Genomic DNA, 24,278 nt, shown 5'->3' on the forward strand with positions numbered 1-24,278 from the left:
TTACGCTTCCAGTATCAACCTACTGAAAGGACACGAAATGCGCGTTGCGATGCTGGGCCTGTTGGCCGCCTCCACCATGGTCGCCGGTTGCGTTGGCGACGGGGGCAGCCGCTACGGCGTCGACCCGCGCTATCGTTCCTACGACTATAACCGGGTCGATCCCGCATACGGCGGCTACGATGCAGGTCGCTACTACCGCGACGATGCACGGTATCGCGAGCGCCGCCTCTCTCGCAACGACCGCGTCTATCGTGGCAATGACGGCCGGTATTATTGCCGCCGCAACGACGGTACCACCGGGCTCATCGTGGGCGGAGTCGCGGGCGGCGTGCTTGGCAACGTCATCGCCCCCGGTGGCTCGGGCTTGCTCGGCACCGTCCTCGGTGCGGCCGGCGGCGCGCTCGCAGGGCGTGCGGTGGATCGCTCCAGCAACGACACCCGCTGCCGTTAAATCCCCCGACCGGCGCCGAAATATCGGCGCCGGTCGTTTTAAATTCTCGCCGTCGATGGCGGCTCGCGCGAAAATATTATCTGCGTAAATCGACGCAGTTCTTGACCCATTTTACCGGCAAGATTTGCAATTCGGGCGGTCTTGGCCCATATAGCGCTCAGCTACAGTCGCATATCGACGGTTCTTGGCGCTTTGCGGCACCTTTCTCCTTCTTTCCCTGCTCCGCGGCACGGGTCGCCCGAACGTCGGGTTACTCTCTACTAAGAAGGAGCCACTTCATGGCTATCACCGGAACCGTCAAGTTTTTCAACGCCGACAAGGGCTATGGCTTCATCGCGCCGGATGGCGGCGGCAACGATGCATTCGTGCACATCACCGCGGTTGAGCGCGCCGGCATGCCGACGCTGAACCAGAACCAGCGCGTCACCTACGAGCTCGAGCCCGACAAGCGTGGCAAGCAGTCGGCCGTGAACCTCCAGCCAGCCGATTGATCTCGCTGGCGGATTTCGGTCCGCCAACCTGATCTCGGTTGCGATGCGGCGGCTATCATGGCCGCCGCATCACCCCTTTGAAATTTCCTGCAGGAGCGCACCAGCATGGCCGATAATCCAGAATTTTACCGGGCCCGCGCTGATGAAGAGCGTCGCAACGGCGATGCCGCCCTCCTCGACAACGTCCGCGATCGCTGCCGCCGGGCCGAAAAGGCCTGGGACGACATGGCCTCGCGCGCCGAACGCACTCAGATCCTCCGCGCCGCTCGCGAAGCCGCCCCCCCCGGTGGCGAACGCATGATGATCGGCACCCCGTCGATGGTCCCCGCCGAATAGGCCGGATCGCCGAGATGCGATGATTTGACGGAAACCCGGATGCAGCGATGCACCCGGGTTTTTCTTCGTGCCTCTGTGTGAAACAACTTCTGATACCGCTCACGCAGTATCGTGGAAGCGGTAGGGGCGACTTACTTCAGCGGCTTACCCGTATCCTTCCACCGGTCGAGGATCTGCGATTCTGGCGGCGGCATGTCGGAAGCAGCCGGTATTGCCGGTGCCGGATTAGCGGGCTTGGCCTGCGCAACAGTCGCTACCACTGTAGCCGGCACCGGGACGGAGACAGCGCCCGCCGTGGCGGCTGCGATCATCTGCGGCGTCGGCGGCGCAATCGGTTGTACGGACATATGCGGCCCAGGTACCGGTTCGCCGCCAGCATAAAGCTGGTTAAACGCGGCCGAAGTACCCCAATACCCCTTCCACCGATGGAAGAAATGCGCGCCGACGACGTCGGTCATCACCATGCTCCGGTTCCACGCAGGCGTCACGGCATAGGTATGATAGTGCGTCGCCAACCCGACCGGCGCGTAGACATAGCCGGCCAACGCCGTGCCGGCCGCGCGCGCGGCGCGGACCCACGCGCCACGCGCCGGCACGCGCGTCATCGCGCCGTCGCAGGCGAAGCTGAACTGGCAGCCGGCATGTTCCGAGCCCTGATACACCACCCCGCACACCGTTCCCGGGAAGGCAGGATGCCGGGCGCGGTTGAGGATGACCTGTGCGACCGCCTGCTGGCCGGCATCGGGCTCGGATGCGGCTTCGTAATAGATCGCCGCGGTGAGGCATTGCAGCGCGCGGTTGCGGTCCAGTGCCGATGCGCTCGTCATCGAGAAGGGCCGTGCGGGAACAATGCCCGCGTCGAGCATTGCACCGGCCGGGATCGGCAGGTCGGGCAGGTCGATGGTTCCCGTGACACCAGCAGCAGGGGCGGCGATTTCCTGCTCGGCCAGCGTAGGGGCAGGGGATGAAACCTTTATCGAAGACGCGGCACTCGCGCGGTCTTTCGCTGCTTCACGCGCCGACATCGCTCGGAGCGCGGCATGCGCAGAGATTCCGGCACCTATGATCAACAACGTGACGACCATCGCCGCCCAGATGCGTTTCATCAACCGAACCGTCTGCAACCTAACGCGCAATCGCTTTCCTCGTACTTGCCTGTCGTGCCGGGCATAGCCGATCTGGACAGACCGATCGCGCACGGATTCAGCGCGTCCCACCGCGGGACGAACTGGATCCGTAGCAGCAATCGCTTACCGTAAGGTTGCGGTGTCGAGCTTCAGCGCGGCTTCGGGGATGACCTCGACGTTCGGATAGGCTTTGCGCAGCGGTTCGATGAACTGCTTGGCGTCACCGACCACGACAATGCTCGCCGCCTTCGGATCGAGCAGCGCGACGGCCGCCGCCTGCACGGCCGCCGGATCGACCGCGCCGACCGCACCGGTATAGCGTTGCAGTTCGCCGAGCGGCACGCCGTTCTGGACATACGCGCCGAGGATACCGGCAACGCCCGACGTCGTCTCGATCCCGCGCCCGAAATTGCCGACGAGCACGGCCTTGCGCGTGTCGAGTTCCGCGGCGGGCACGGGGGACGTCCCCATCCGCGTCATCTCGGCCGCGATCAGCGTGACGACTTCGGCAGCGGTCGGGTTCTTGGTCTGAGTCCGCGCCGCGACCGTGCCCTGCGTCTTCCCCGCGTCGAGCCCGCTACCCGCGCCGTACGCAAGTCCGCGCTTGATCCGAATTTCCTGGTTCAACCGCGACGAGAAGCCGCCGCCCAGGACGGTATTGCCGACCGCGAGCGGATAATAGCGTGCATCCGAACGCGCGATCGCAGGACGCGCAACCACGACGCCCGCCTGACCCGCTTCCGGCATGTCGACGACGATGACACGAGGCTTCGGGTAGGTGACCTGCGGCGCGCTTGCGGTTGCCGTGCTGGTCGATTTCCAAGAACCGAACTGCGCCTCCGCCAACGCCTTGGCGCGCGCCGCGGTAACGTCACCGACCATGATCAGCGTTGCCTGGCCCGGCTGGAAACTCCGCGCATACGCTGCCGTGATGTCCGCGCGCGTGATCGCCTTCAACGACAGCGGCGTGCCTCCGTTCGGCGCACCGTAAGGCGACGCGCCGAGCACTGCACGATCCGCAACCAGCCCCGCGACCTGCGCCGGGTCCTTCAACGCCAGCGTCACCGCGTCGACCTGCTGAGTCCGCGCACGTTCGATCTCCTCGGGGGCGAACGCCGGGTTGATCGCGACGTCGGCGAGGATCGCCATCGCCGGCGCGAGCTGGTCCGACTTCACCGTCACGTCGACCGCGGCGCCATCGCTGCCAGCCGAACTGCCGATCGCCCCGCCAAGTCCCTCGACCGCACGCGCGATCTGTGTCGCCGAGCGTGTCTTCGTGCCCTTGGTGAGCAGGTCCGCCGACAGGCTGCTGACACCCGCACGATTTGCCGGATCGGTCGCTGCACCACCGGCAGTCACCAGATACGCGGTGACGATCGGCAGGTCGTGCCGCTCCACCGTCACCAGCCGCATGCCGTTCGCTAGACGCGTTTCGACCGGCTGAGGGATCGTTGGCGATACCGGCGCGCTTGGCGCTGGCGGCTGGACGCGCTGCCCTTCCTGCGCAGGCGTCACGATCTCGATATTCGCCGGTGCCTTCAGGTCGGCGACCTGTACCGTCGGCGCAACCGCGATCGTATCTACGACGTCGCCCGCAGGCTTGGCGGTGAGCGGCATGTACCGGATCGTCGCCGACTGGTTGTCGCCGAGGTATTTCCGCGCAACCCGCTGGATATCTGCCGCCGTCACCCGCGCAATGGCCGCCAATTGCTTGTCAGCCGCCTGCGGATCGCCGTCGACCAGCACTGCAGACGCCAGCGTGCTCGCCTTGCCTTCGGCCGTCTCGCGCGACTGGATCGACTGGGTCAGGATCTCGTTCTTCGCCTCCGCCAGTTCGGCGGCGGTCACCGGCGCATCGCGGAACCGCGCGACCTCCCGCTTCAACGCGGCTTCACCCGCCTCGACTGTCTTGCCGCCCGCCAGGATCGCATAGACGACCATGTTGCCGGTCGCCTGCTTGGTATCGAGGAACGCCTCGGCCGACTGCGCAAGCTGGTCACGGTACACGACGCTCTCGTACAGCCGCGAACTCTCGCCGGTCGCCAGCACCGCCTTCAGCACCGTCAACGCGGCGATATCCGCATCGCGGTCCGCCGGCACATGATAGCTGACCAGCACCGCAGGCAGCGGCGTGTTCGGCTCGTACACCGTGCGCGTCACGGCTTGGGTTCGCGCAGGCTCGGCCACCGTCACGCGCGGGATCGCCGCCGCCGGCTTCTTTATCCCCGCGAAATACTGATCGACCCAGCTGTTCAACTGCGCCGGATCGAAATTGCCCGATACCACCAGGATCGCGTTGTCCGGCCGATAATAGGTCGCATGGAACGCGCGCACGTCGTCGATCCCGGCGGCTTCCAGATTTTCCAGGCTGCCGATCGTCCCGCGCGCATAGGGATGCGTCGTATACGCAAGTGCTGGGTAATATAGCGAGAACAGCTTGCCGTACGGCCGCGAGAGCGTGCTCTGGCGCAGTTCCTCCTTCACCACGTCGCGCTCCGACCCGAAGCTCTTGGGCTCGACGACGAGGCTCGCCATCCGGTCGGCTTCCGCGAACAGCAGCCGCTGGAGGTGGTTCGCCGGGATCACCTCGTAATAATTGGTATAGTCGTCGTTGGTCGACGCATTGTTGTAGCCACCGACGTCCTCGGTCAGCCGGTCCATCTGCTCCGACACCAGGTTGCGCGTCGACTTGAACATCAGATGTTCGAACATGTGCGCGAACCCGGACTTGCCCTTGGGGTCGTCCTTCGAGCCAACGTCGTACCAGACCTGCACCGACACGTTCGGCGTGCCGGTATCACGGATCGCATACACCCGCAGGCCATTCGGCAGGGTGCGCTCGGTATAGGCGATCGGCTTGACCGAAACCTGCGTCGGGGCAGGTGCGGTCTGCGCCCCCACCGCTACCGGGAAAGAAGCTGCGGTCAGCAGCAAAGCGGAGCGGAGGAGGCGCATCTAGATCCTTACTTGTTGCGGTTCGCGAACAGCACTGCGCCCGCGATCGCCGCGGAACCGATGCCAACGCCCAAGCCGATCTTCGCGAGCGGCCAGCTCTTGGCCTTCTCGGCGGCGTTGTGCGCGGCGGCTTCGGCCTGCAGCTTGGCCTCCTTCGCGGCGGCGAGAATTTCGTTCGGGGTGTCGCTGTCGATCTTGATCGTCACTTGGGCTCTCCTTCACTCTTCCGGGCATACACGCCACGGAAATCATTCGCGAATTGCGTCAGCGTCCCCGAGGCGATCGCCGCCCGCAGATCCGCCATCAGCGTTTCGTAGAACCAGATGTTATGCTCCGTCATGAGCATTGCGCCAAGCATTTCGCCTGACCGTACTAGATGATGCAGATACGCCCGACCCCAGGTCGCGCAGACCGGGCAGGGGCACGTTGGATCGAGCGGCCCCATATCCTCGGCGAACTTAGCATTGCGGATGTTGATCGGCCCGGTCCGCGTAAAGGCCTGGCCGGTGCGACCCGACCTGGTCGGCATCACGCAATCGAACATGTCGATCCCGCGCTCGACCGCACCGACGATGTCGTCCGGCTTGCCGACGCCCATCAGATAGCGCGGCTTGTCGACCGGCAGCTGGTCCGGCGCGAAGTCGAGACACCCGAACATCGCCTCCTGGCCCTCGCCGACGGCGAGCCCGCCGACCGCATACCCGTCGAAGCCGATATCGATCAGCGCATCCGCGGAAGACTTCCGGAAGCCCTCGTTCAGCGCGCCCTGCTGGATCCCGAAGATCGCATTGTTCTCGGCATGCTCTTCGCCTGCATCGAACGCGGCGCGCGACCGCTTCGCCCAGCGCATCGATCGCTCCATCGCCGCGGCCTGTACTTCTCGCGTCGACGTCGTCGGCACGAGCTCGTCGAACGCCATGACGATGTTCGAACCGAGCAGCCGCTGGATCTCGATCGACCGCTCGGGGCTCAGCAGATGTCGCGTGCCGTCGAGGTGCGACTTGAACGACACGCCCTCCTCTGACCGCTTGGTCAAATCGGCAAGACTCATCACCTGATAGCCGCCGGAGTCGGTCAGGATCGGCTTCGACCAACCGGAAAACGCGTGCAGCCCGCCCAGCCGCGCGACCCGCTCGGCGCCCGGCCGTAGCATCAGGTGATAGGTGTTGCCGAGGATGATGTCCGCGCCCGCACCGACCACATCGGCGGGCTTCATCCCCTTGACGGTGGCCGCGGTGCCGACCGGCATGAACGCAGGCGTGCGGATGTCGCCGCGCTGCATCGCGATGACGCCGGTACGCGCCTTGCCGTCGGTGGCGGAGATGGTGAAGTCGAAGCGGGGGCGGGTGGTCATGTTACTTTTTCTTACGGATGCCGTAGCGATCGCCGGCCGGCGCGCCGCGGATGGTGATGAGTTCGGCGCGAGTCAGCACGCCATCCTTGTCGCGATCGAACCGCGCGAAGAACTGAGTAAACCGCGCCTGGAGTTCGGCCAGCGTGATCCGGTTATCGCCATCGCGGTCGACCTCGAACGGGCTCGGCAACGCGTTACGATCGCCGAGCCACGCCTGCGCCCAGTCGGCAAAGGCGATGTACCCGATCGAGCCCGACGCGGCGCCTTCAGCCGTGGCGTAACTCCGCACGATGCCCGCGGTTAGTTCGGCCTGCGTCACGCGGCCATCACCGTTCGCATCGCAGGCGGCGATGAACAGGGCGGCAGGCTCGGCGAAGATCGTCGCGGGCGGCTGCGGCGTACCGGTTGGAGGCGGTGCGGCCGTGATAGCCTGGAGCAGAGCAAGGGCGAGCAGCATGCCGCCCGTCATGGCAGCAGAAGCGAGGCGTCGCCATAGCTGTAGAAACGATACTTCTCAGCGATCGCATGCGCATACGCCGCCTGCATCCGCTCACGGCCCATCAGCGCCGACACGAGCATGAACAACGTCGAGCGCGGCAGATGGAAATTGGTCATCAACCCGTCGATGCCGCGGAACCGGTATCCCGGCGTGATGAAGATCGCGGTGTCGCCGTCGAACGGGCGGATCACGTCGTCCTCGCCGGTCGCGCTTTCGATCAGCCGCAGCGACGTCGTCCCCACCGCGATCACGCGCCCACCGTTCGCGCGGACCGCGTTGAGTCGATCCGCGGTGGCGGCGTCGATCCGGCCCCACTCGGCGTGCATCTTGTGCTCGGTCGTGTCGGTCGCCTTCACGGGGAGGAACGTCCCCGCGCCGACATGCAGCGTCAGCGTCGCATGCTCGATCCCCGCCGCCTCGAGCGTCGCCATCAGCTTCGGCGTGAAGTGCAGTGCCGCGGTCGGCGCCGCCACCGCACCCGGCTCGGAAGCAAACATCGTCTGGTAATCGTCTGCATCGCGTTCGTCGGTCGGACGCTTGCCAGCGATATACGGGGGCAGGGGCATGTGGCCCGCGCGCTCCAGCAGCAGTTCGACCGGCTCGTCGCCCGCGAACACTAGCGCGTAACTCCCGTCGTCCTCGCGATCGACTGCCGCGGCGCTGACGCCATTGCTGAACTCGATCACGTCGCCGTCGCGCAATCGCCGCGCGTTGCGAATGAACGCGCGCCACCGCCGTGGCCCCTCGCGCTTGTGCAGCGTTGCGCCGATCTTGGCATCGCCGCGCCGCCCGTCGAGCTGCGCCGGGATCACGCGCGTATCGTTGAACACGAGCATGTCGCCACGCCGCAGCAGCGATGGCAGGTCCGACACGCCCGCATCCCGGGTCGCATCACCTTCGAGCACCAGCATCCGCGCAGCATCGCGCGGCGCCGCGGGGCGGAGCGCGATGTTGTCGGTTGGTAGGTCGAAGTCGAAAAGGTCGACGTTCAACGTGGAGTCACTTCTTTGCAGGAGCCTTCTTTACCGGCGCCTTGCGAGCGGCCGGCGCGAGCTTCGGCTTGGCCGCGTTCGGACCCGTAGCGGTACCCGGCAACGTCACCGGTGCACCGAGCGCCGGAGCAGGCGGCCCAGCCATATACGCCGGAGGATTGTCCGCCGCGATATACGCATGGACGATCCGCGACGGGTTCGCCGGCGGCTCGCCACGCTCGATCGCGTCGACATACTGCATCCCGTCGAGCACGCGGCCGAACACGGTGTACTTCTTGTCGAGGCTCAGCCGCGGCTGGAACACGATGAAGAACTGGCTGTTCGCGCTGTCCTCCTTGTCCGACCGCGCCGCCGAGACGGCACCACGGACGTGCGGCAAGTAGTTGAACTCGGCCTTCACGTCGGGAAGCGTCGAACCGCCGGTGCCGTCGCCCTTGGGATCGCCACCCTGCGCCATAAAGCCATCGATCACGCGGTGAAACGCGAGGCCGTCATAGAAATGCTGGCGGGTCAGCGTCTTGATCCGCTCGACCATCAACGGCGCGACGTCGGGCCGAAGCCAGATCGTGACACGCCCACCGGTCGACAGATCGAGCAGCAGCAGGTTCTGCGTATCCGTGGTCAGGGGCGGGGTCGCGCGAACGGCAGGCGCCACGACTTCCTTCTTCTGCGCTGCACCAGCCGGTACCGTGACCAGGCACCCGAGCAACGCGAACATTCCGACGAAAAAGCGCATCAAATTCCCACTCGAAAGAGGCCCGGCGCAACCAGGCTGCCGCCACTTAGAGCAAATCCCCGCTTGCGCCAATCTGAACGTGATGGGGATCACTGCTCCCCTCCCTGAAAGGGAGGGGCCGGGGGTGGGTAGGCTCGCTTGAGCCACAAACGTTCGGCCAAGCGGAACCCGACCCACCCCCAACCCCTCCCTTCCAGGGAGGGGCAAAGAAAGTCAGCTACCCTTGCGGCCGATCTTCTCGACCCGGGCGACCACCTCGTCGCGCACCGATTCCGGCACGAACTTGGCGATATTCCCGCCGTACAGCGCGATCTCCTTGACCAGCCGGCTCGCGATCGGCTGCAGCGCGACGTCGGCCATCAGGAACACCGTCTCGACGCGCGGATTGATCTGCTGGTTCATCCCCGCCATCTGATATTCGTACTCGAAATCGGCGACCGCGCGCAGGCCCCGGACGATCACCTTCGCCCCCTGCCGCTCGGCAAAATCCATCAGCAGCGAATCGAACGCGACCACCTCGATATCGCCGTCGACGTCCGCGACCTCGCGGCGCACCGTCGCCATCCGCTCCTCGATCGTGAACATCGGCGACTTCGACGGATTGGTCGTCACGCCGATCACCAGCCGGTCGACCAGCTTCGCGCCACGCCGGATGATGTCCATGTGACCCAAGGTAACGGGATCGAAAGTCCCGGGGTAAACGCCAATCCGTGCGGTCATGTTGAACTCCCCGGTGATAGACTTAGCGGTCGCGTTCGAGCACGAAACGGGCGATATCCCGCAACAGGTTGGCTTCTTGGCCATAGCTGTGCAGATGCGCGACCGCCTGATCGACCAGCATCCGCGCCTGTTCGCGCGCACGCTCGGGCCCGAGCAGCGAAAGGAACGTCTCCTTGCCCGCCACCTCGTCCTTGCGCAGCGACTTGCCCACGACCGCCTCATCGCCCTCGGCATCGAGCAGGTCGTCGGCGATCTGGAACGCGAGCCCCAGGTCATGCGCATAGCCGCGAAGTCCCACGCGGCCTTCCGGCGGCAGCCGCCCGAGAATCGCGCCAGCCTCGACAGACGCCGAGATCAGCGCACCCGTCTTCATCTGCTGCAACCGGGTCACGGTATTGAGGTCGAAGCGCGTATTCTCCGCCTCGATGTCCATCTTCTGGCCACCGGCCATGCCGTTCGGCCCGGACGCCCGCGCGAGGTCCATGACCAGTTCGATGCGGACGAACGGATCGGCGTGCGTTGCGGGATCGGCAAGGATCTCGAACGCCATCGCGTGCAGGCAATCGCCCGCCAGGATCGCCGTCGCCTCGTCGAACACCTTGTGCACGGTGGGCTTGCCGCGGCGCATGTCGTCGTCGTCCATCGACGGCAGATCGTCGTGGATCAAAGAATAGACGTGGATCGCCTCGATCGCGGTCGCAGCCCGTGCCGAACAGTCGCGTGCCACGTCGAACAGGTTGGCGGTCGCGAACACCAGCAGCGGCCGCAGCCGCTTGCCGCCACCGATCGCCGCATGCCGCATCGCGCGGTACAGGTCGCCGCGCGGATCGTCCGGAATGGTCAGCAGCTGGTCGAATTGCCGGTCGATCTCCGCGGAGACCTCGGCAAGCGCGGCATCAAGCGTGACGGGCATCCCGCTCACCGCGTCAGCCCGCCGCGAACGGGCGGACGCCGGCAGGCTTGCCGTCGCCGTCAAGCCGGATCGCCTCGATCCGTGCCTGCGCCGCATCGAGCCGGTCGGCGCAACGCTGGCGCAGCTTGTTGCCGCGCTCGTACAGCTCGATCGCCTGCTGAAGCGGCGTGTCGCCACTTTCCAGCTTCCCGACGATAAGCTCGAGTTCCTTCAGTGCATCCTCGAACGCGAGGTCTTCGATCGGCGTGTCCATGCCGGCCGCTATGGCGCAGGCACGCGACGAGGGTCAAGGACGCGCGAGAGGGCGCCGGATATGCGGCACGCGCTTACCGCAGGCGGTTGACGGTCCAGGTGTACAAGACCGAGACACCGACCAGTCCGAAATCGACGACGGCCTGCATCCGATGCGGTGAAGGGTCGCTCTTTTCGTGCGTGATCAGCCGGAACTCGGTGGTCGGATGACGCACGGCGAGCGTCACGAGAGCGAGTCCCGCCGCTGCCAGCACAAGTTTCCGGTTCCGCATCGTCGATCTCCCAGGCGTGCGATCATGGCTCACACGTTGCCGTTTCGCAAGCGAACCGGCTTTAAGCGGCAATCGGCAGTATGCCTGCGTCGCGCGACCGATCGCGCCCGGCGCCCTTGGCTGCGAACAAGGCACGATCGGCGCTGCGATATAGCGCCTTCCAGTCCGATTCGCGCTGCAGCGGCCCCGTACAGCAGCCGATGCTGGCGGTTATCGCCATGTCGAACGGCATGCGCTGGCTGCGCAATCGCTCGAGGATCGTGTCGGGCAGGACCGGCGTCGTCGCGTCGATGAGGATAGCGAACTCCTCGCCGCCGATCCTCGCGACTAGAGCGTCGGGCGGCACCGCGTTGCGCAACACACGCGCCACGACCCGCAGGACTTCGTCGCCGCCATCATGGCCTATCGTATCGTTGACGTGCTTGAAGTGATCGACGTCGGCGATCAGCAGCATCTGATCGCCCGACCGTCCGATCGCGCGATCCAGGAATGCACGGCGATTCAGCAACCCTGTCAGCGGCTCGGTATCCGCCAGCAACCGCGCCGCGATCTCCTGTTCGCGCGCGTCGTCGCGTTCGACGCTGAGCAGGCGAATCCGGTACGCGATCGCCAGGCTGGACAGCAGCGCCTCCAGCATCATGGAGATCATCGTGGAGTTATCGATCCAGAAACTCCACGACATCAGCCCCAGCGCACCGGCGATCCGCAGGCTGGCAAAGACGATGGGCGCGCCCCAGGCGAGCGTGAACATCCAGAGGTAGCTGCTCCGGACCCGCCAAGCTCGGTACAGCACCGGCGGAACCAGCGCGATCAGCGGGATGTAACTGAGCGTCAGCAACCGATCGAGCCAGTAGATCTGCCACGGCGCCAGGATCGCGAACGCAATTCCGGACGTGGCGAGCGTCGCGAGCGCCACGTTGCTGGCAGGGCGCGGCCAACCATCGAACACCGCACGCTCGAAGAAAGCGCGTGCGAAGACCAGGACCATTCCCGCACAGATCGCCAGCAAACATACGTTGAGTTTCAAGCGGACGTTGTTGTCGAGCGACGGCACAAGCTGGCCCAGCGCAGCCGACGACGAAAAGGCGTACCCGAGCAAGCACAGTACCAGGAGGCAGTAGACCGGCTGGAACGACTGTCGAAGCGCACCCCACAACGCGAGATTGTAGACGATCAACGCGATCGCCATCCCGCCGAAGCTTGCATACAGCGCCGACAGGATGATCTCGCTCTCTGCGGCTTCTGCGGCCGTTGCGAGTGTCGGCCCGAGTACGACGCCCCGCAAATTCGCCGAACCCTCGACGTGCCAAAGCAGGCGGACGGGGGGCGCAACGTGCGGCGGCAGCGTCAGAGACAGGGTTGCGCCGATCATGAGATGGCGGCCGGACGTGCGACTGGTGAACCCGGTACGGCGGATTGCGCCGTCTGCATAAAGAACGAAGAGCGTGACGCGATCCTGCCAGACGCTCGCGGTCAGGGCACGCAGATCAGGGATGTGCGTCAGGTTCGTCGGCAAAGCCTGCGACAGAACCCAGAAATCGCCGGACCCATAGGCCGACTGGGGCGTGATGCAGTCGAACCGTGAAGGCGTTCGAAACAAGGCAGGCACGGAAAGCCCTGGGGTAGCCCGCATAATACAGACATCGAGCAGTTGCCCGGTCCGGGCCTCGGCCGGTGCAGCACCGAGCATCGCCAACGCCGTCGCAACGATGCCGATGAGCCAAGTGATACGAAACCCGAACGTCATGCAGACACCGTCTAAGCCGCCTTCGCCAATTAATGGTAAAGAGGCGCCCGTACGACGGCGTAATCAATCGAATTTCGACCATACTGGATCGATTTATGCCAATTTGGCTCGCAATTCGAACCACGCTATCGGCTTCGTGAAGTCGCTTCGTCCTCACCGCCGATCGTGTCTCAACGACAGAACCGGGCGCGAGCCGAAAGCGGATTGGTAGAATTTGGAGTGCTGTTCATCCAGCTTTTCCAAATCAAACCTGGTCCAGCTCTCGCTGAACCAGGTTGATAGTCGTCAGCTGGCGTCGACCGTCTCGGTCTTGCCCTTCTTCTTCGGCTTCTTCGGCGCGGCAGGTTCGATCGCGAACGACAGCGCGCCGTCCTTCATCTTCACCGTCACCTCGCCGCCGTGGACGAGCTTGCCGAACAGGAGTTCCTCGGCGAGCGGCTGCTTGATCTTCTCCTGGATCAGGCGACCCATCGGTCGTGCGCCGTACAGCTTGTCGTAGCCCTTGGTCGTGAGCCACGCCTTCGACTCGTCGTCGAGGACGATGTGCACGCCGCGGTCCGCGAGCTGGAGCTCGAGCTGGAGGATGAACTTGTCCACCACCCGCGCCACCACTTCGGTCGGCAGGTACCCAAACGGCACCACCGCATCGAGACGGTTGCGGAATTCCGGCGTGAACATCTTCGTCACGGCCACCTCGTCCTCGCCCTCACGCGACAGGTTGCCGAAGCCGACCGTCTCGCGCGCCATGTCGCTGGCGCCCGCGTTGGTCGTCATGATCAGGATGACGTTGCGGAAATCGACCGACTTGCCGTGCTGGTCGGTCAGCCGCCCGTTATCCATCACCTGCAACAAGATGTTGAACAGGTCCGGATGCGCCTTCTCGATCTCGTCGAGCAGCAGCACGCAATGCGGGTTCTGGTCGATCGCATCGGTCAGCAAGCCACCCTGGTCGAACCCGACATAGCCCGGGGGTGCACCGATCAGACGACTGACCGAATGCCGCTCCATATATTCGGACATGTCGAACCGCTGGAGCGGAATGCCGAGGATCGTCGAGAGCTGCTTGGCGACTTCGGTCTTGCCGACACCCGTGGGCCCGGTGAACAGATAGTTGCCGATCGGCTTCTCCGGCTCGCGCAGACCCGCCCGCGCCAGCTTGATCGCCGACGACAGCTTCTCGATCGCCGCATTCTGCCCGAACACCACGCGCTTCAGATCCGTCTCGAGCGTAGCCAACGCAAGCTTGTCGTCGGTCGAGACCGACTTCGGCGGGATGCGTGCCATCGTCGCGATGACCTGTTCGATCTCCTTGGGGGTGATCGTCTTCTTGCGCTTGTTCGGCGGCACCAGCATCTGCATCGCGCCGACCTCGTCGATCACGTCGATCGCCTTGTCCGGCAGCTTGCGGTCGTTGATGTACCGCGCCGACAGCTCGACCGCCGACTTGATCGCATCGGGGGTGTACTTGACGTTGTGGTGATCCTCGAACGCCGAGCGCAGACCAGCGAGGATCTTGATGGTATCCTCGATGGTCGGCTCGTTCACGTCGATCTTCTGGAAGCGCCGCAGCAGCGCGCGGTCCTTCTCGAAGTGATTGCGGAACTCCTTGTATGTCGTCGAACCGATGCACCGGATCGTGCCACCCGACAAAGCCGGCTTGAGCAGGTTCGACGCATCCATAGCGCCGCCACTCGTCGCACCCGCACCGATCACGGTGTGGATCTCGTCGATGAACAGCACCGCGTCGGGCAGCTTCTCGAGCTCGTTGACGACCGCCTTCAGGCGCTCCTCGAAGTCGCCACGATACCGCGTCCCCGCCAGCAACGCGCCCATGTCGAGCGAGTAGATGACGGCAGGCAACAGCACGTCGGGCACGTCGCCCTCGACGATCTTGCGCGCCAGGCCTTCCGCGATCGCGGTCTTGCCGACGCCGGGATCACCGACATAGAGCGGGTTGTTCTTCGACCGGCGGCACAGGATCTGGATCGTGCGATCCACCTCCGGCCCGCGCCCGATCAGGGGATCGACCTTGCCGTTCTTGGCCTTCTCGTTGAGGTCGACCGTGAATTGCTTGAGCGCGCTTTCCGTCTTGCCCTTCTCCTGTCCCTTGGCCGGCTTCTCGTCGTCCGCACCCTTTGGCGTGGATGCTTCGGTCGCCTGCTGCCCGCCCTTGCCGACACCGTGGCTGATGAAGCTGACCGCATCGAGGCGGCTCATGTCCTGCTGTTGCAGGAAATAGACGGCATAGCTCTCACGCTCGCTGAACAAGGCGACGAGCACGTTGGCACCGGTCACTTCGTCGCGGCCCGAGGACTGGACGTGGAGGATCGCGCGCTGGACGACGCGCTGGAACCCGCTGGTGGGAGAGGGGTCGGTCGCCGCATCGACCTTCAGCGCATCGAGTTCGCTATCGAGGTAATGCGAGACGGTGTTCTTCAGATCGCCGATCTCGACGTTGCACGCGGTCATGACCTTCGACGCATGTTCATCGTCGATCAGCGCGAGCAACAGATGCTCCAGCGTCGCATATTCGTGACGCCGGGACGATGCCGCCTCGAGCGCCTTGTGCAGCGTGGTCTCGAGGGCGGGTGCAAATGATGGCATTTACAATACTCCTGTCGAGCCGCGAGAACGCGAGCCCTTTGCCACTATGTCGGAATTGATATCGGTCGCATCAAGCACTTGAACCCGGCCCCGTCCGTTCCTGCGCTGCCTAAATGCGACGCTTGTGGAGGCGGGCAGCGCGATCACCGCCTGAACAGGTCGTCGGCGCTGGCGCGGTGACTGACCGCGCGGTCCTTCTTCAGCTGGCAGCGCGCGATCTCGCCCTGCAGCACGGTGATCCGCGCATCGAGCTCGGCGACCGACAACGGATCGAGGTCCTGTCGCACGAGCGCGTCGAGCAGATCGTCGGGACGGGAGGGGGTGTCGTCCGGTTCCATAGTTTCTGTAACGTTGACCCGCACCAGAGTGATGTCAATAAGGCGCGGAAATCTAAAGGGACGTGACGAGCAATGACCGCGATACCCGAAAACCAATCCAGTAACTTACGTGTACCCGACGTGATGAAGGCGATCGATCCGGAACAGCCCGGCGGTCCCGAAGTGCTGGTCCTCGTGGACCGTCCCGTGCCGCGGCCGGGGCAGGGCGAGGTGCTGGTCAAGGTGGCGGCCGCCGGCGTGAACCGCCCGGAGGTCATGCAGCGCCAGGGCAAGTATCCGCCCCCGCCGGGTGCCCCCTCGATCCTCGGGATGGAGATCTCCGGCACGATCGTAGCGGTCGGCGACGGCGTCGGCGACGAACAGGTCGGCCAGCTTGTCTGCGCATTGATCTCGGGCGGTGCGTATGCGGAATACGCGGTCGCGCCGTTCGGCCAGTGCTTGCCCGTCCCCGAGGCGCTGACAATGGTCGAGGCGGCGGCGATGCCGGAGACGCTCTTCACCGTCTGGACCAACCTGTTCGAGCGCGCCTACGCGATGGAAGGCGACACCGTCCTTGTCCACGGCGGCACCAGCGGCATCGGTACGATGGCGATCGGGCTGTGTAACGTGTTCGGCATCGATATCATCGTCACTGCCGGCTCGAAGGCGAAGTGCGAGGCGGCGCTCAGCCTCGGCGCGACCCATGCGATCGACTACAAGTCCGAGGATTTCGTCGAGCGCGTGAAGCAGATCACCGGCGGCAAGGGCGTCGCGGCGGTGCTCGACATGGTCGGCGGCGACTACGTGCCGCGCAACCTGCAGTGCCTTGCGGAAGACGGCCGTCACGTCTCGATCGCGGTCATGGGCGGCGCGACGGCGACCGTCCCCCTGTTCGAGATCATGCGCCGTCGCCTGACGCTGACCGGCTCGACGCTGCGCCCGCGCGATACCGCTTTCAAGTCGCTGGTCGCGGACGAACTCGCCCGGACGGTATGGCCGCATGTCGAGGCCGGCAAGCTGAAGCCCGTGATCGACCGCACCTTCGCCTTCGCGGACGCACCCGCCGCGCATACGCGGATGGAAGCAGGCGACCACGTCGGAAAGATCGTGCTGACGATGGAGTGAGAGGCACCCGCTCTTTCAACGAACCCGACTAGGCCACCACCCCGGCGAAGGCCGGGGCCCAGTTGGAAAGGTCGCGGTAACGACGGACATCGCGCCGTTACTCGGCATCCCCAACTGGGCCCCGGCCTCCGCCGGGGTGGGGGCCTCGAAGCGCTACCCGACCAAAAGCTTGTTCTCCCGCGAAGACAGGAGCCCAGTCTGGATTCCCGCCTTCGCGGGAAAACAATCTAGCCTCGTCCATGACTTCGAACAGTCACCGGACTGCGACCACCCTGTAACAATACTCGCCTAATACTCGCGACAAGGATAGTTTTGCGGGGGCAGGCTCATGAACGCCATCACGACGTTTTCGCCATCTAGCTTCGTTGGCGCCGATATCACCGACATCGCCGACTTCATCCACTCCCGGCCCGCCGTACCGGAGCCGGTCGTCGAACGCCGCCAGTATCGCACGATCTGGATCTCCGACGTGCATCTCGGCACGCGCGGCTGCAACGCCGGGATGCTCAACGACTTCCTCGATCACGTCGACAGCGAGACGATGTACCTCGTCGGCGACATGATCGACGGCTGGCGGCTCAAGAAGAAATTCTACTGGCCCGCCGCGCACAACGACGTGATCTGGCGCCTGCTCAAGCGCGCCAAGCGCGGCACCCGCGTCGTCTACATCCCCGGCAACCACGACGAGGTGTTCCGCCAATATTCGGGCCTCGACCTGGGCGGCATCTCGATCCGTCGCAACGCGATCCACGAGACGGCGGACGGTCGCCGCCTGCTGGTCCTCCACGGCGACGAGTTCGACGCGATCACGCTCGCGCACCGCTGGGTCGCGCATATCGGCGACGCCGCCTACACGATGCTGATGGGCCTCAACCGCTGGGTCAACGGCGCCCGCCGCCGCATGGGCATGCCTTATTGGTCTCTGTCGAAGCACGCCAAGGCCAAGGTCAAGAACGCGGTCGCCTTCATCTCGCACTTCGAGGAAGTCGTCGCGCACGCCGCCGGCGTCCGCGGTGTCGAAGGCGTGGTCTGCGGCCACATCCACACCGCCGAAATGCGCGAGATCGCGGGCATCGCCTATTACAACGACGGCGACTGGGTCGAAGGCTGCACGGCCTTGGTCGAGCATTTCGACGGCCGCATGGAGCTCCTCCACTGGGGCGACGAGATCGCCGCCCGCGAGAAGGACAAGGTCATATCCATGGCAGCCTGACCTATAACCCTCTCCCCGTCGGGGAGGGGGAAAGCCGCGTAGCGGCGAGGGTGAGGGCACGATCCCCGACGGCGTTCAGCGCGTGCCCTCACCCTCCCGCCGCAAGTGCGGCGGGCCCCTCCCTCTCCCGATGGGAGAGGGGCAAAACGGAGAAGACACGATGCGTATCGCAATCGTCACGGATGCCTGGAGCCCGCAAGTCAACGGCGTCGTCCGCACCCTCCAGTCGGTCCAGCGCGAGCTCGAATCCATCGGCCACGAGGTCCTGGTAGTCTCCCCCGAACGTTTCGCCTCGATGCCATGCCCGACCTATCCCGAGATCCGCCTCGCCTTCGCGCGCTCGGGTGCCGTCGGCCGCATGCTCGCCGCCTTCGGCGCCGACGCGATCCATCTCGCCACCGAAGGGCCCGTTTGCCTCGCCGCCCGCAACTGGTGCCTTGCTCGCGCGCTCCCGTTCACCAGCGCGTATCACACGCAGTTTCCCGACTATATCGCCGCCCGCACTGGCGCGAACCCAGACTGGATCTGGCGCTACATCCGCTGGTTCCACCGCCCCGCCCAGTCGATCCTGGTCTCAACGCCCTCGGTCGCGGCAACGCTCGCAACCCAAGGCCTGCATCAGGTCCGCGAATGGGGCAGGGGCGTCGACTTCGCGCAGTTCGGCCTCGACGGCGCGCGCGATCCCGAGATGGCAGCGCTGCCCGGCCCGATCCTTCTTTATGTCGGGCGCGTCGCGGTGGAGAAGAACATCGAGGCATTCCTGTCCTCTGCACATCCCGGAACGAAGGTCGTCGTCGGCGACGGCCCAGCCCGAGCGACGCTCGCCCGCCGCTTCCCGCAAGCCGTCTTCCTCGGCCAGCGCTCCGGCCTCGATCTAGCCGCCGCCTATCGCACAGCAGACGTCCTCGTCTTCCCAAGCCGCACCGACACGTTCGGCCTCGTCATGATCGAAGCGCTCGCCTGCGGTACTCCCGTCGCGGCGTACCCGGTCACCGGGCCGATCGACGTCCTCGACGACCGCGTCGGCGCCATGCACGAAGACCTCGACACCGCGATCGCCACCGCGCTGACCCGCGAAAGCGTCACCTGCGCCGCCTATGCTGCGCGCTACAGCTGGCCCGCCAGCGCACGCCAGTTCCTCCACGCGCTCGTCCCCCTCGAAGGAAAGCTCATGGCCGCCTGAGCTTGTTCGCTTGCCTGTTGCCACCGCGCGCACTAAGTCTCTCTCATGTCAGGCCGCTCCGAAAGGGGCGGCCCTTTCTATTTTTACGGAGTTTCCGCCGTGGCCCAGCCGCTCATGCCCCACGCGACCGCCGCCTGGATGGTCGACAATACCGCGCTCAGCTTCGAGCAGATCGCGGACTTCTGCGGCCTGCACATCCTCGAGATCCAGGCGATCGCCGACGACACCACCTCGACCAAGCTCACCGGTCGCGATCCGGTCCGCGCGCATGAAGTGACGCAGGAAGAGATCGACAAGGGTGCCGCCGATCCCGATTACCAGCTCAAGATGATCAAGGGCCCCGAGCAGGTCCGCCGCACCAAGGGTCCGCGCTACACGCCGGTCTCGAAGCGCCAGGACAAGCCTGACGGCATCTCGTGGATCATCCGCAACCATCCGGAGATCACCGACGGCGCGATCTCGCTGCTGATCGGCACGACCCGCACGACGATCGCCGCGATCCGCGATCGCAGCCACTGGAATATCGCCAACATCACGCCGAAGGACCCAGTTACGCTGGGCCTGACCTCGCAGCGCGAACTCGATGCGGCAGTGGCGAAGGCGGCGAAGGCAGCGGGCATGGAAGCGCCGACCGACACGCGCCTCGAAGGCGACCGCGAAGTGCTCCTCCAGCAGCTCCGTGCCGAGCGCACCCAGGCGGCTGCGGACGCACAGTTCGTGGCAGACGGTGGCGTCCTCCCCGTCAAGCCGCTCTTCGACGACCCCTTCAAGCGCTGATCTTCCTTCCCCTCCCGCAAGCGGGAGGGGGCAGGGGGTGGGCTCGCGCTGTCCTCCTGCGATACGGCTAGCGAGATTAGCCGACGCACAAGGCGGCGGCCGTGATGTCGAACAGTCTGCGCCTCCATGTTCTCCCGCGAAGGCGGGAGCCCAGTCTGGGTCCCCGCCTTCGCGGGGAAACAAGCTTCCTTCGTCTGAATTTGAGACGTGCCGTCCACGGTCGGATGACTGAGCACGTGCGAATTTGTGTAGTCCAACGCGATCCTCCCCCGCCAGGGGGAGGTGGCTGGCGCTGGCCAGAGCGACCACCTCGGCTCTGTGTCCTCCCCCTCCGTCACCTGCGGTGCCACCTCCCCCTAGCGGGGGAGGATCGAGAGAAGGTCAGCTGCCCTACAGCACTATCTCCCGCCACATCCAGTTGCTAACTGCAACGGATGGCAACCGCATCCGACACAGATTTCGCGCCGACCAGTCACAAAGGGCTGACCTACCCGTTTGGTGGCGCAGAACCTGAAGTAGGCGGCACGATGCAGGTCGCGCCCGGCATAGACTGGGTCCGCCTCCACATTCCCGGCCCCTTGCGCCACGTAAACTGCTGGCTCCTCGCCGACACCGACGGCGAAGCGCTGGTCGACACCGGCATGAACACCGCGGCCGCGCGCGACGCCTGGAAGGCCATCTTCAAAGGCCCCAAGGCGGACGTTCGCATCACGCAAATGATCGGCACGCACTTCCACCCCGACCATATCGGCCTGGCAGGCTGGATGTGCGACCACCATGCCGCCCCCCTGATCATGACCCGCGCCGAGTGGCTGACCGCGCGCATGCTCGCCGCCGACGCCCGCGACTCGGTCCCGCACGAAATGCTCGCCTTCTGGCAGGGCGCAGGCTGGGACGCCGCGCAGATCGACCACGCCACCGCCAAGGGCTGGGCCGGCTTCCGCAAGATCATCACGCCGCTCCCGCTCAGCTATACCCGCATCGAAGACGGCGACACGCTCACCATCGGCGCGCGCAACTGGCGCGTCGTCGCCGGCTCCGGCCACTCCCCCGAACACGCATGCCTGTACGACGAAGCCGGCGGCATCCTCATCGCCGGCGACCAGGTCCTCCCGCGCATCAGCCCCAACGTCTCACTAGGCGTCATCGAACCGAACGCCGACCCGCTGGGCGAATGGTTCGCCTCGATCACCAAACTAAAGACGCTGCCAGCAGACCTGCTCGTCCTCCCAGGCCACGGCGACCCGTTCACCGGCCTCCACACCCGTCTCGACGCGATGGACCGCGAACACCGCGAACGGCTCGACGAGCTCGCCGTCTTCCTCGCCGAACCCCGCCGCGCGGTCGACTGTTTCGGCCGCCTGTTCCGCCGCGCGATCGGTCCCGACGTGCTCGGCATGGCGACCGGCGAAGCGCTCGCGCATCTCCGCCGCCTCGAAGTCGAAGGCCGAGCGACCCGCGACATCCAAGATGTCGTATGGTGGTGGCGCGCCGCCTGAGTTAGCATGCGGCCAAATTCAAGAGGATAGGCCCATGTGCGACGAGCATACCGCAGACGATAACGAAGCCTATCTGGCCGGCGTCTCGCGCCGCCAGTTCGGCGTGATGACCGGCGCGATGGGCCTGACGATGTTACTCCCCGCCCCCGCGAACGCCGCCGTCATCAAGGGCCGCGACGTTTCGATCGTCACGCCCGACGGCAAGGCCGACGCCTATTTCGTCGCGCCCGCCACCGGCAAGCACCCCGGCGTGCTGGTCTGGCCCGACATCATGGGCCTGCGCCCCGCCTTCCGCCAGATGGCCGACCGCCTTGCGCAATCGGGCTACGCGGTACTCGTCGTCAACCAGTTCTACCGCTCGACCAAGGCGCCGTTCCTGAAGCCCGGCGAATCCTACGACCAACCCGAAGTCAAAAGTCGCATCGCCCCATTCCGGGAAGCGCTCACGTCCGAAGGGACGGTTCGCGACGCGAAAGCCTTCACCGCCTTCATCGACGCGCAACCGCAGGTCGATCGCAAACGCGGCATGGCCACCACCGGCTACTGCATGGGCGGCCCAATGGTGATGCGCACCGCCGCCGCCGTAGCGAACCGCATCCGGGCAGGCGCGACTTTCCACGGCGGCGGCTTCGTCACCGACAAGCCCGACAGCCCGCACCTCCTGATCCCGCAGATGAAGGCGCAATACCTCATCGCGATTGCCGCGAACGACGACGCGCGCGCACCGACCGAGAAGGACACGCTCCGCACCGCGTTTGCCGCGGCGAAACTCCCAGCCGAGATCGAGGTGTACGCCGGCACGATGCACGGGTGGTGCCCGCCCGACTCGAAGGTTTACAATCCGGTCCAGGCGGACAAGGCCTGGGCCCGCATGCTCGCGCTGTTCGACAAGGCGCTGGTATAAGGGCGCGGGGGCTTAATTGTACGGCCCGCCTTCTCCTTGTACTGCCGCGAGGGCGGGAGCCCAGTCTGGTTCCCCGCCTTCGCGGGGAAACATTCTGCACGCCCTTGACCGCACTCCCGCTCCATGAGACCATCGTTCACGATCCGTTCTCAAGGAGAGTCGCGTGGCCCTGACCCTGTACACCAACCCGATGTCGCGCGGTCGCATCGCGCGCTGGATGCTCGAAGAGGTCGGCGCCGAGTACGAGACCGTCGTCCTCGACTACGACAAATCGATGAAGGCTGAGGCGTATCGCGCGATCAACCCGATGGCCAAGGTCCCCGCGCTGGTCCACAACCGCAAGACCATCACTGAATGCGCTGCGATCTGCGCCTATCTCGCCGAAGCATTCCCCGAAGCCGGCCTCGCGCCACGCGATGACGAACGCGCCGACTATTACCGCTGGCTATTCTACGCTGCCGGCCCCGTCGAAGCAGCCGTCGGTAACCGCGCACTCGGTGTAGTGCCGGACGCCGCGCAACAGCGGATGATCGGCTATGGCAGCCTCGACCGCGTCATCGACGTTCTCGAACAGGCAGTTGCCGCGCACCAATACATCGCTGGCGACCGTGTTACCGCCGCCGACGTCTACGTCGGATCGCAAGTCGTCTGGGGCATGCAGTTCGGCTGGCTGCCAAAGCGCCCGACCTTCACCGACTATGCCGCCCGTTTGATCGAGCGTCCGGCGTACAAGCGGGCTGGGAATCTGGACGACGCCCTGATCGCTGCCGCAGCCTGAGGTCAGCCGACGGCGTGCGACCGGTCATACCTGACCACGTCATCCTGGTGAAAGTCGGGGGTCAGAGCCACGGAGGCTAGCTGTCAGTATCCTGGGCCCTAACTTTCGTCAGGATGACTGCGGGGATTGGGCCGGCATGGGGCCTGTTGAAATCAACTTCATGGCAGAACTAGTTGCGTTCGCCGCCCGTTGGCGCACACCAGATCGACGTCACACGGGCAGGAGGCATTGAATGCTTCCGGCTAGAAAGAGGGGCACTCGCGAACACGACCCGTAGCGATGGCCCGTACAAACCTTGCCCTCACCCTTTCCACGGCCAAATGGCTGCAGGCCCTTTCCCTCTCCCGTGGGGGAGAGGGAGAGACGCGAAGGCGGCGATAAGTGAGGGCACGTCACCGATTGCAATCTTGGACGCTAAAATCGTGGGCTAGGCGCCTGACTAACAATGTCCAATCAAAGCTGAACCAGTATCTATTACTCAGCCGCTAGCAGACCCTTACAAACCGAAGTCAGGCTGCCCACTTCGCAAGCCAGTCGGCCAAGGCCTGCGGCCCCATCGACCGGGCATCCGCCAGTTCGGTCTCATGTCCCGCATTCAACAGCTTGTTGCTCCGCGGATCGACCACCAGTACCGCCGGCACGCCCTTCAGGCGGCCCTTGATCCCGTAACGCGCCGCAATCTGGCCGTTCTTGTCGAATCGGCCGACATCGACCGTCACGACCACGAACTTGCTGTCCACGAACCGCTTCATCTCCGGCAGGTCGATCGTCCCCGCAAGCAGCCGGCAGTCGAGGCACCAGTTGCCGCCGAGATCGATCAGCAACCGCTTGTGCGTCTTCAGCGCCCGCGCGCGCGCCGCGGCGACCTGCGCATTGGCGTTGGCCGACTCATTATACGGCAGCGGCAAGGGCTGGGGCAGCTTGTCGAAGCTCGTGGTGTTGACGTGCGGCGCTGCCACCTTCGCGCGGGGCGCTGCCGGCGCGGCTACCGCAGTGGCGAGCAAGGCAAGCGCGGCGAGACGGCGCATCGACA

25 protein-coding genes are annotated in these 24,278 nt (G+C 65.3%); 10 read left to right on the forward strand and 15 right to left on the reverse strand.

Annotation, left to right across the window (positions count from 1 at the left end):
• The first annotated feature begins 37 nt into the window (after nt 1-37).
• The 3 genes from E5673_RS06420 (at nt 38) to E5673_RS06430 (ending at nt 1,278) form a co-directional block, all read left to right on the forward strand.
• Nucleotides 38-451: a glycine zipper 2TM domain-containing protein gene (locus tag E5673_RS06420; RefSeq protein WP_156362209.1), complete on the forward strand. Its 414-nt coding sequence runs from the start codon at nt 38-40 to the stop codon at nt 449-451.
• 278 nt (nt 452-729) lie between these two features.
• Nucleotides 730-942 carry a cold-shock protein gene (locus E5673_RS06425; protein WP_031394996.1) on the forward strand — a complete coding sequence of 71 codons (213 nt, stop codon included), beginning with the start codon at nt 730-732 and terminating at the stop codon, nt 940-942.
• A 105-nt stretch (nt 943-1,047) separates the two neighbouring features.
• Nucleotides 1,048-1,278, forward strand: coding sequence for a hypothetical protein (locus tag E5673_RS06430; RefSeq protein ID WP_056060610.1), 231 nt, complete (start codon nt 1,048-1,050; stop codon nt 1,276-1,278).
• A gap of 131 nt (nt 1,279-1,409) precedes the next feature.
• Here E5673_RS06430 and E5673_RS06435 read toward each other — a convergent pair whose 3' ends face one another.
• From E5673_RS06435 to E5673_RS06500, 14 genes are all read right to left on the reverse strand, one after another.
• The gene (locus E5673_RS06435) at nt 1,410-2,384 is read right to left on the reverse strand and encodes a cell wall hydrolase (protein WP_136189372.1); all 975 of its coding nucleotides are present in this window, start codon (nt 2,382-2,384) and stop codon (nt 1,410-1,412) included.
• 144 nt (nt 2,385-2,528) lie between these two features.
• Entirely contained in the window at nt 2,529-5,360 is a 2,832-nt protein-coding gene (locus tag E5673_RS06440; protein WP_136189373.1) for a pitrilysin family protein, read from the reverse strand.
• A gap of 8 nt (nt 5,361-5,368) precedes the next feature.
• Nucleotides 5,369-5,566, reverse strand: a complete 198-nt coding sequence (locus E5673_RS06445) for a hypothetical protein (protein ID WP_197978314.1) — start codon at nt 5,564-5,566, stop codon at nt 5,369-5,371.
• Nucleotides 5,563-6,714: a tRNA guanosine(34) transglycosylase Tgt gene (gene tgt / locus E5673_RS06450; protein WP_136189374.1), complete on the reverse strand. Its 1,152-nt coding sequence runs from the start codon at nt 6,712-6,714 to the stop codon at nt 5,563-5,565. The genes E5673_RS06445 and tgt overlap by 4 nt, the downstream gene beginning before the upstream one ends.
• A 1-nt stretch (nt 6,715) precedes the next feature.
• Nucleotides 6,716-7,171, reverse strand: coding sequence for an EF-hand domain-containing protein (locus tag E5673_RS06455; RefSeq protein WP_247599609.1), 456 nt, complete (start codon nt 7,169-7,171; stop codon nt 6,716-6,718).
• An 8-nt stretch (nt 7,172-7,179) separates the two neighbouring features.
• Nucleotides 7,180-8,205, reverse strand: a complete 1,026-nt coding sequence (queA, locus tag E5673_RS06460) for a tRNA preQ1(34) S-adenosylmethionine ribosyltransferase-isomerase QueA (protein ID WP_136189376.1) — start codon at nt 8,203-8,205, stop codon at nt 7,180-7,182.
• A gap of 7 nt (nt 8,206-8,212) precedes the next feature.
• Nucleotides 8,213-8,941 carry a peptidylprolyl isomerase gene (locus tag E5673_RS06465; protein WP_136189377.1) on the reverse strand — a complete coding sequence of 243 codons (729 nt, stop codon included), beginning with the start codon at nt 8,939-8,941 and terminating at the stop codon, nt 8,213-8,215.
• A gap of 213 nt (nt 8,942-9,154) precedes the next feature.
• Nucleotides 9,155-9,661, reverse strand: a complete 507-nt coding sequence (gene coaD / locus E5673_RS06470; RefSeq protein ID WP_136189378.1) for a pantetheine-phosphate adenylyltransferase — start codon at nt 9,659-9,661, stop codon at nt 9,155-9,157.
• A gap of 22 nt (nt 9,662-9,683) precedes the next feature.
• Nucleotides 9,684-10,574 (reverse strand): polyprenyl synthetase family protein, encoded by an 891-nt coding sequence (locus E5673_RS06475; RefSeq protein ID WP_136189379.1) that lies wholly within the window; start codon nt 10,572-10,574, stop codon nt 9,684-9,686.
• 13 nt (nt 10,575-10,587) lie between these two features.
• On the reverse strand, nt 10,588-10,827 hold the full coding sequence (locus E5673_RS06480; protein WP_056060585.1) for an exodeoxyribonuclease VII small subunit: 240 nt from the start codon (nt 10,825-10,827) through the stop codon (nt 10,588-10,590).
• A gap of 73 nt (nt 10,828-10,900) precedes the next feature.
• On the reverse strand, nt 10,901-11,098 hold the full coding sequence (locus E5673_RS06485) for a hypothetical protein (protein ID WP_136189380.1): 198 nt from the start codon (nt 11,096-11,098) through the stop codon (nt 10,901-10,903).
• 61 nt (nt 11,099-11,159) lie between these two features.
• Nucleotides 11,160-12,845, reverse strand: coding sequence for a diguanylate cyclase (locus E5673_RS06490; RefSeq protein WP_247599610.1), 1,686 nt, complete (start codon nt 12,843-12,845; stop codon nt 11,160-11,162).
• 285 nt (nt 12,846-13,130) lie between these two features.
• Entirely contained in the window at nt 13,131-15,449 is a 2,319-nt protein-coding gene (clpA, locus tag E5673_RS06495) for an ATP-dependent Clp protease ATP-binding subunit ClpA (RefSeq protein ID WP_056060577.1), read from the reverse strand.
• Between the two features lie 143 nt (nt 15,450-15,592).
• Complete coding sequence (locus E5673_RS06500) at nt 15,593-15,787, reverse strand: DUF1192 domain-containing protein (RefSeq protein ID WP_056060574.1); 195 nt, start codon at nt 15,785-15,787, stop codon at nt 15,593-15,595.
• A 123-nt stretch (nt 15,788-15,910) separates the two neighbouring features.
• Between E5673_RS06500 and E5673_RS06505 the strand changes: the two genes are divergently transcribed.
• The 7 genes from E5673_RS06505 (at nt 15,911) to E5673_RS06535 (ending at nt 23,245) form a co-directional block, all read left to right on the forward strand.
• Nucleotides 15,911-16,891 (forward strand): NAD(P)H-quinone oxidoreductase, encoded by a 981-nt coding sequence (locus E5673_RS06505; RefSeq protein ID WP_136191384.1) that lies wholly within the window; start codon nt 15,911-15,913, stop codon nt 16,889-16,891.
• Between the two features lie 328 nt (nt 16,892-17,219).
• Entirely contained in the window at nt 17,220-18,104 is an 885-nt protein-coding gene (locus tag E5673_RS06510; protein ID WP_136189381.1) for a UDP-2,3-diacylglucosamine diphosphatase, read from the forward strand.
• A 160-nt stretch (nt 18,105-18,264) separates the two neighbouring features.
• Entirely contained in the window at nt 18,265-19,287 is a 1,023-nt protein-coding gene (locus E5673_RS06515) for a glycosyltransferase family 1 protein (RefSeq protein WP_136189382.1), read from the forward strand.
• Between the two features lie 99 nt (nt 19,288-19,386).
• The gene (locus tag E5673_RS06520; RefSeq protein ID WP_056484483.1) at nt 19,387-20,064 is read left to right on the forward strand and encodes a DUF1013 domain-containing protein; all 678 of its coding nucleotides are present in this window, start codon (nt 19,387-19,389) and stop codon (nt 20,062-20,064) included.
• A 434-nt stretch (nt 20,065-20,498) separates the two neighbouring features.
• The gene (locus tag E5673_RS06525; protein ID WP_136189383.1) at nt 20,499-21,563 is read left to right on the forward strand and encodes an MBL fold metallo-hydrolase; all 1,065 of its coding nucleotides are present in this window, start codon (nt 20,499-20,501) and stop codon (nt 21,561-21,563) included.
• A 34-nt stretch (nt 21,564-21,597) separates the two neighbouring features.
• Complete coding sequence (locus tag E5673_RS06530; RefSeq protein WP_136189384.1) at nt 21,598-22,467, forward strand: dienelactone hydrolase family protein; 870 nt, start codon at nt 21,598-21,600, stop codon at nt 22,465-22,467.
• A 163-nt stretch (nt 22,468-22,630) separates the two neighbouring features.
• Nucleotides 22,631-23,245 carry a glutathione S-transferase family protein gene (locus E5673_RS06535; RefSeq protein ID WP_136189385.1) on the forward strand — a complete coding sequence of 205 codons (615 nt, stop codon included), beginning with the start codon at nt 22,631-22,633 and terminating at the stop codon, nt 23,243-23,245.
• Between the two features lie 509 nt (nt 23,246-23,754).
• On the opposite strand, the gene E5673_RS06540 is transcribed toward E5673_RS06535, so the two are convergent.
• Nucleotides 23,755-24,273 carry a thioredoxin family protein gene (locus E5673_RS06540; RefSeq protein ID WP_136191385.1) on the reverse strand — a complete coding sequence of 173 codons (519 nt, stop codon included), beginning with the start codon at nt 24,271-24,273 and terminating at the stop codon, nt 23,755-23,757.
• Nucleotides 24,274-24,278 lie beyond the last annotated feature (5 nt).

The organism is Sphingomonas sp. PAMC26645 (assembly GCF_004795835.1).
Taxonomy (GTDB): Bacteria; Pseudomonadota; Alphaproteobacteria; order Sphingomonadales; family Sphingomonadaceae; genus Sphingomonas.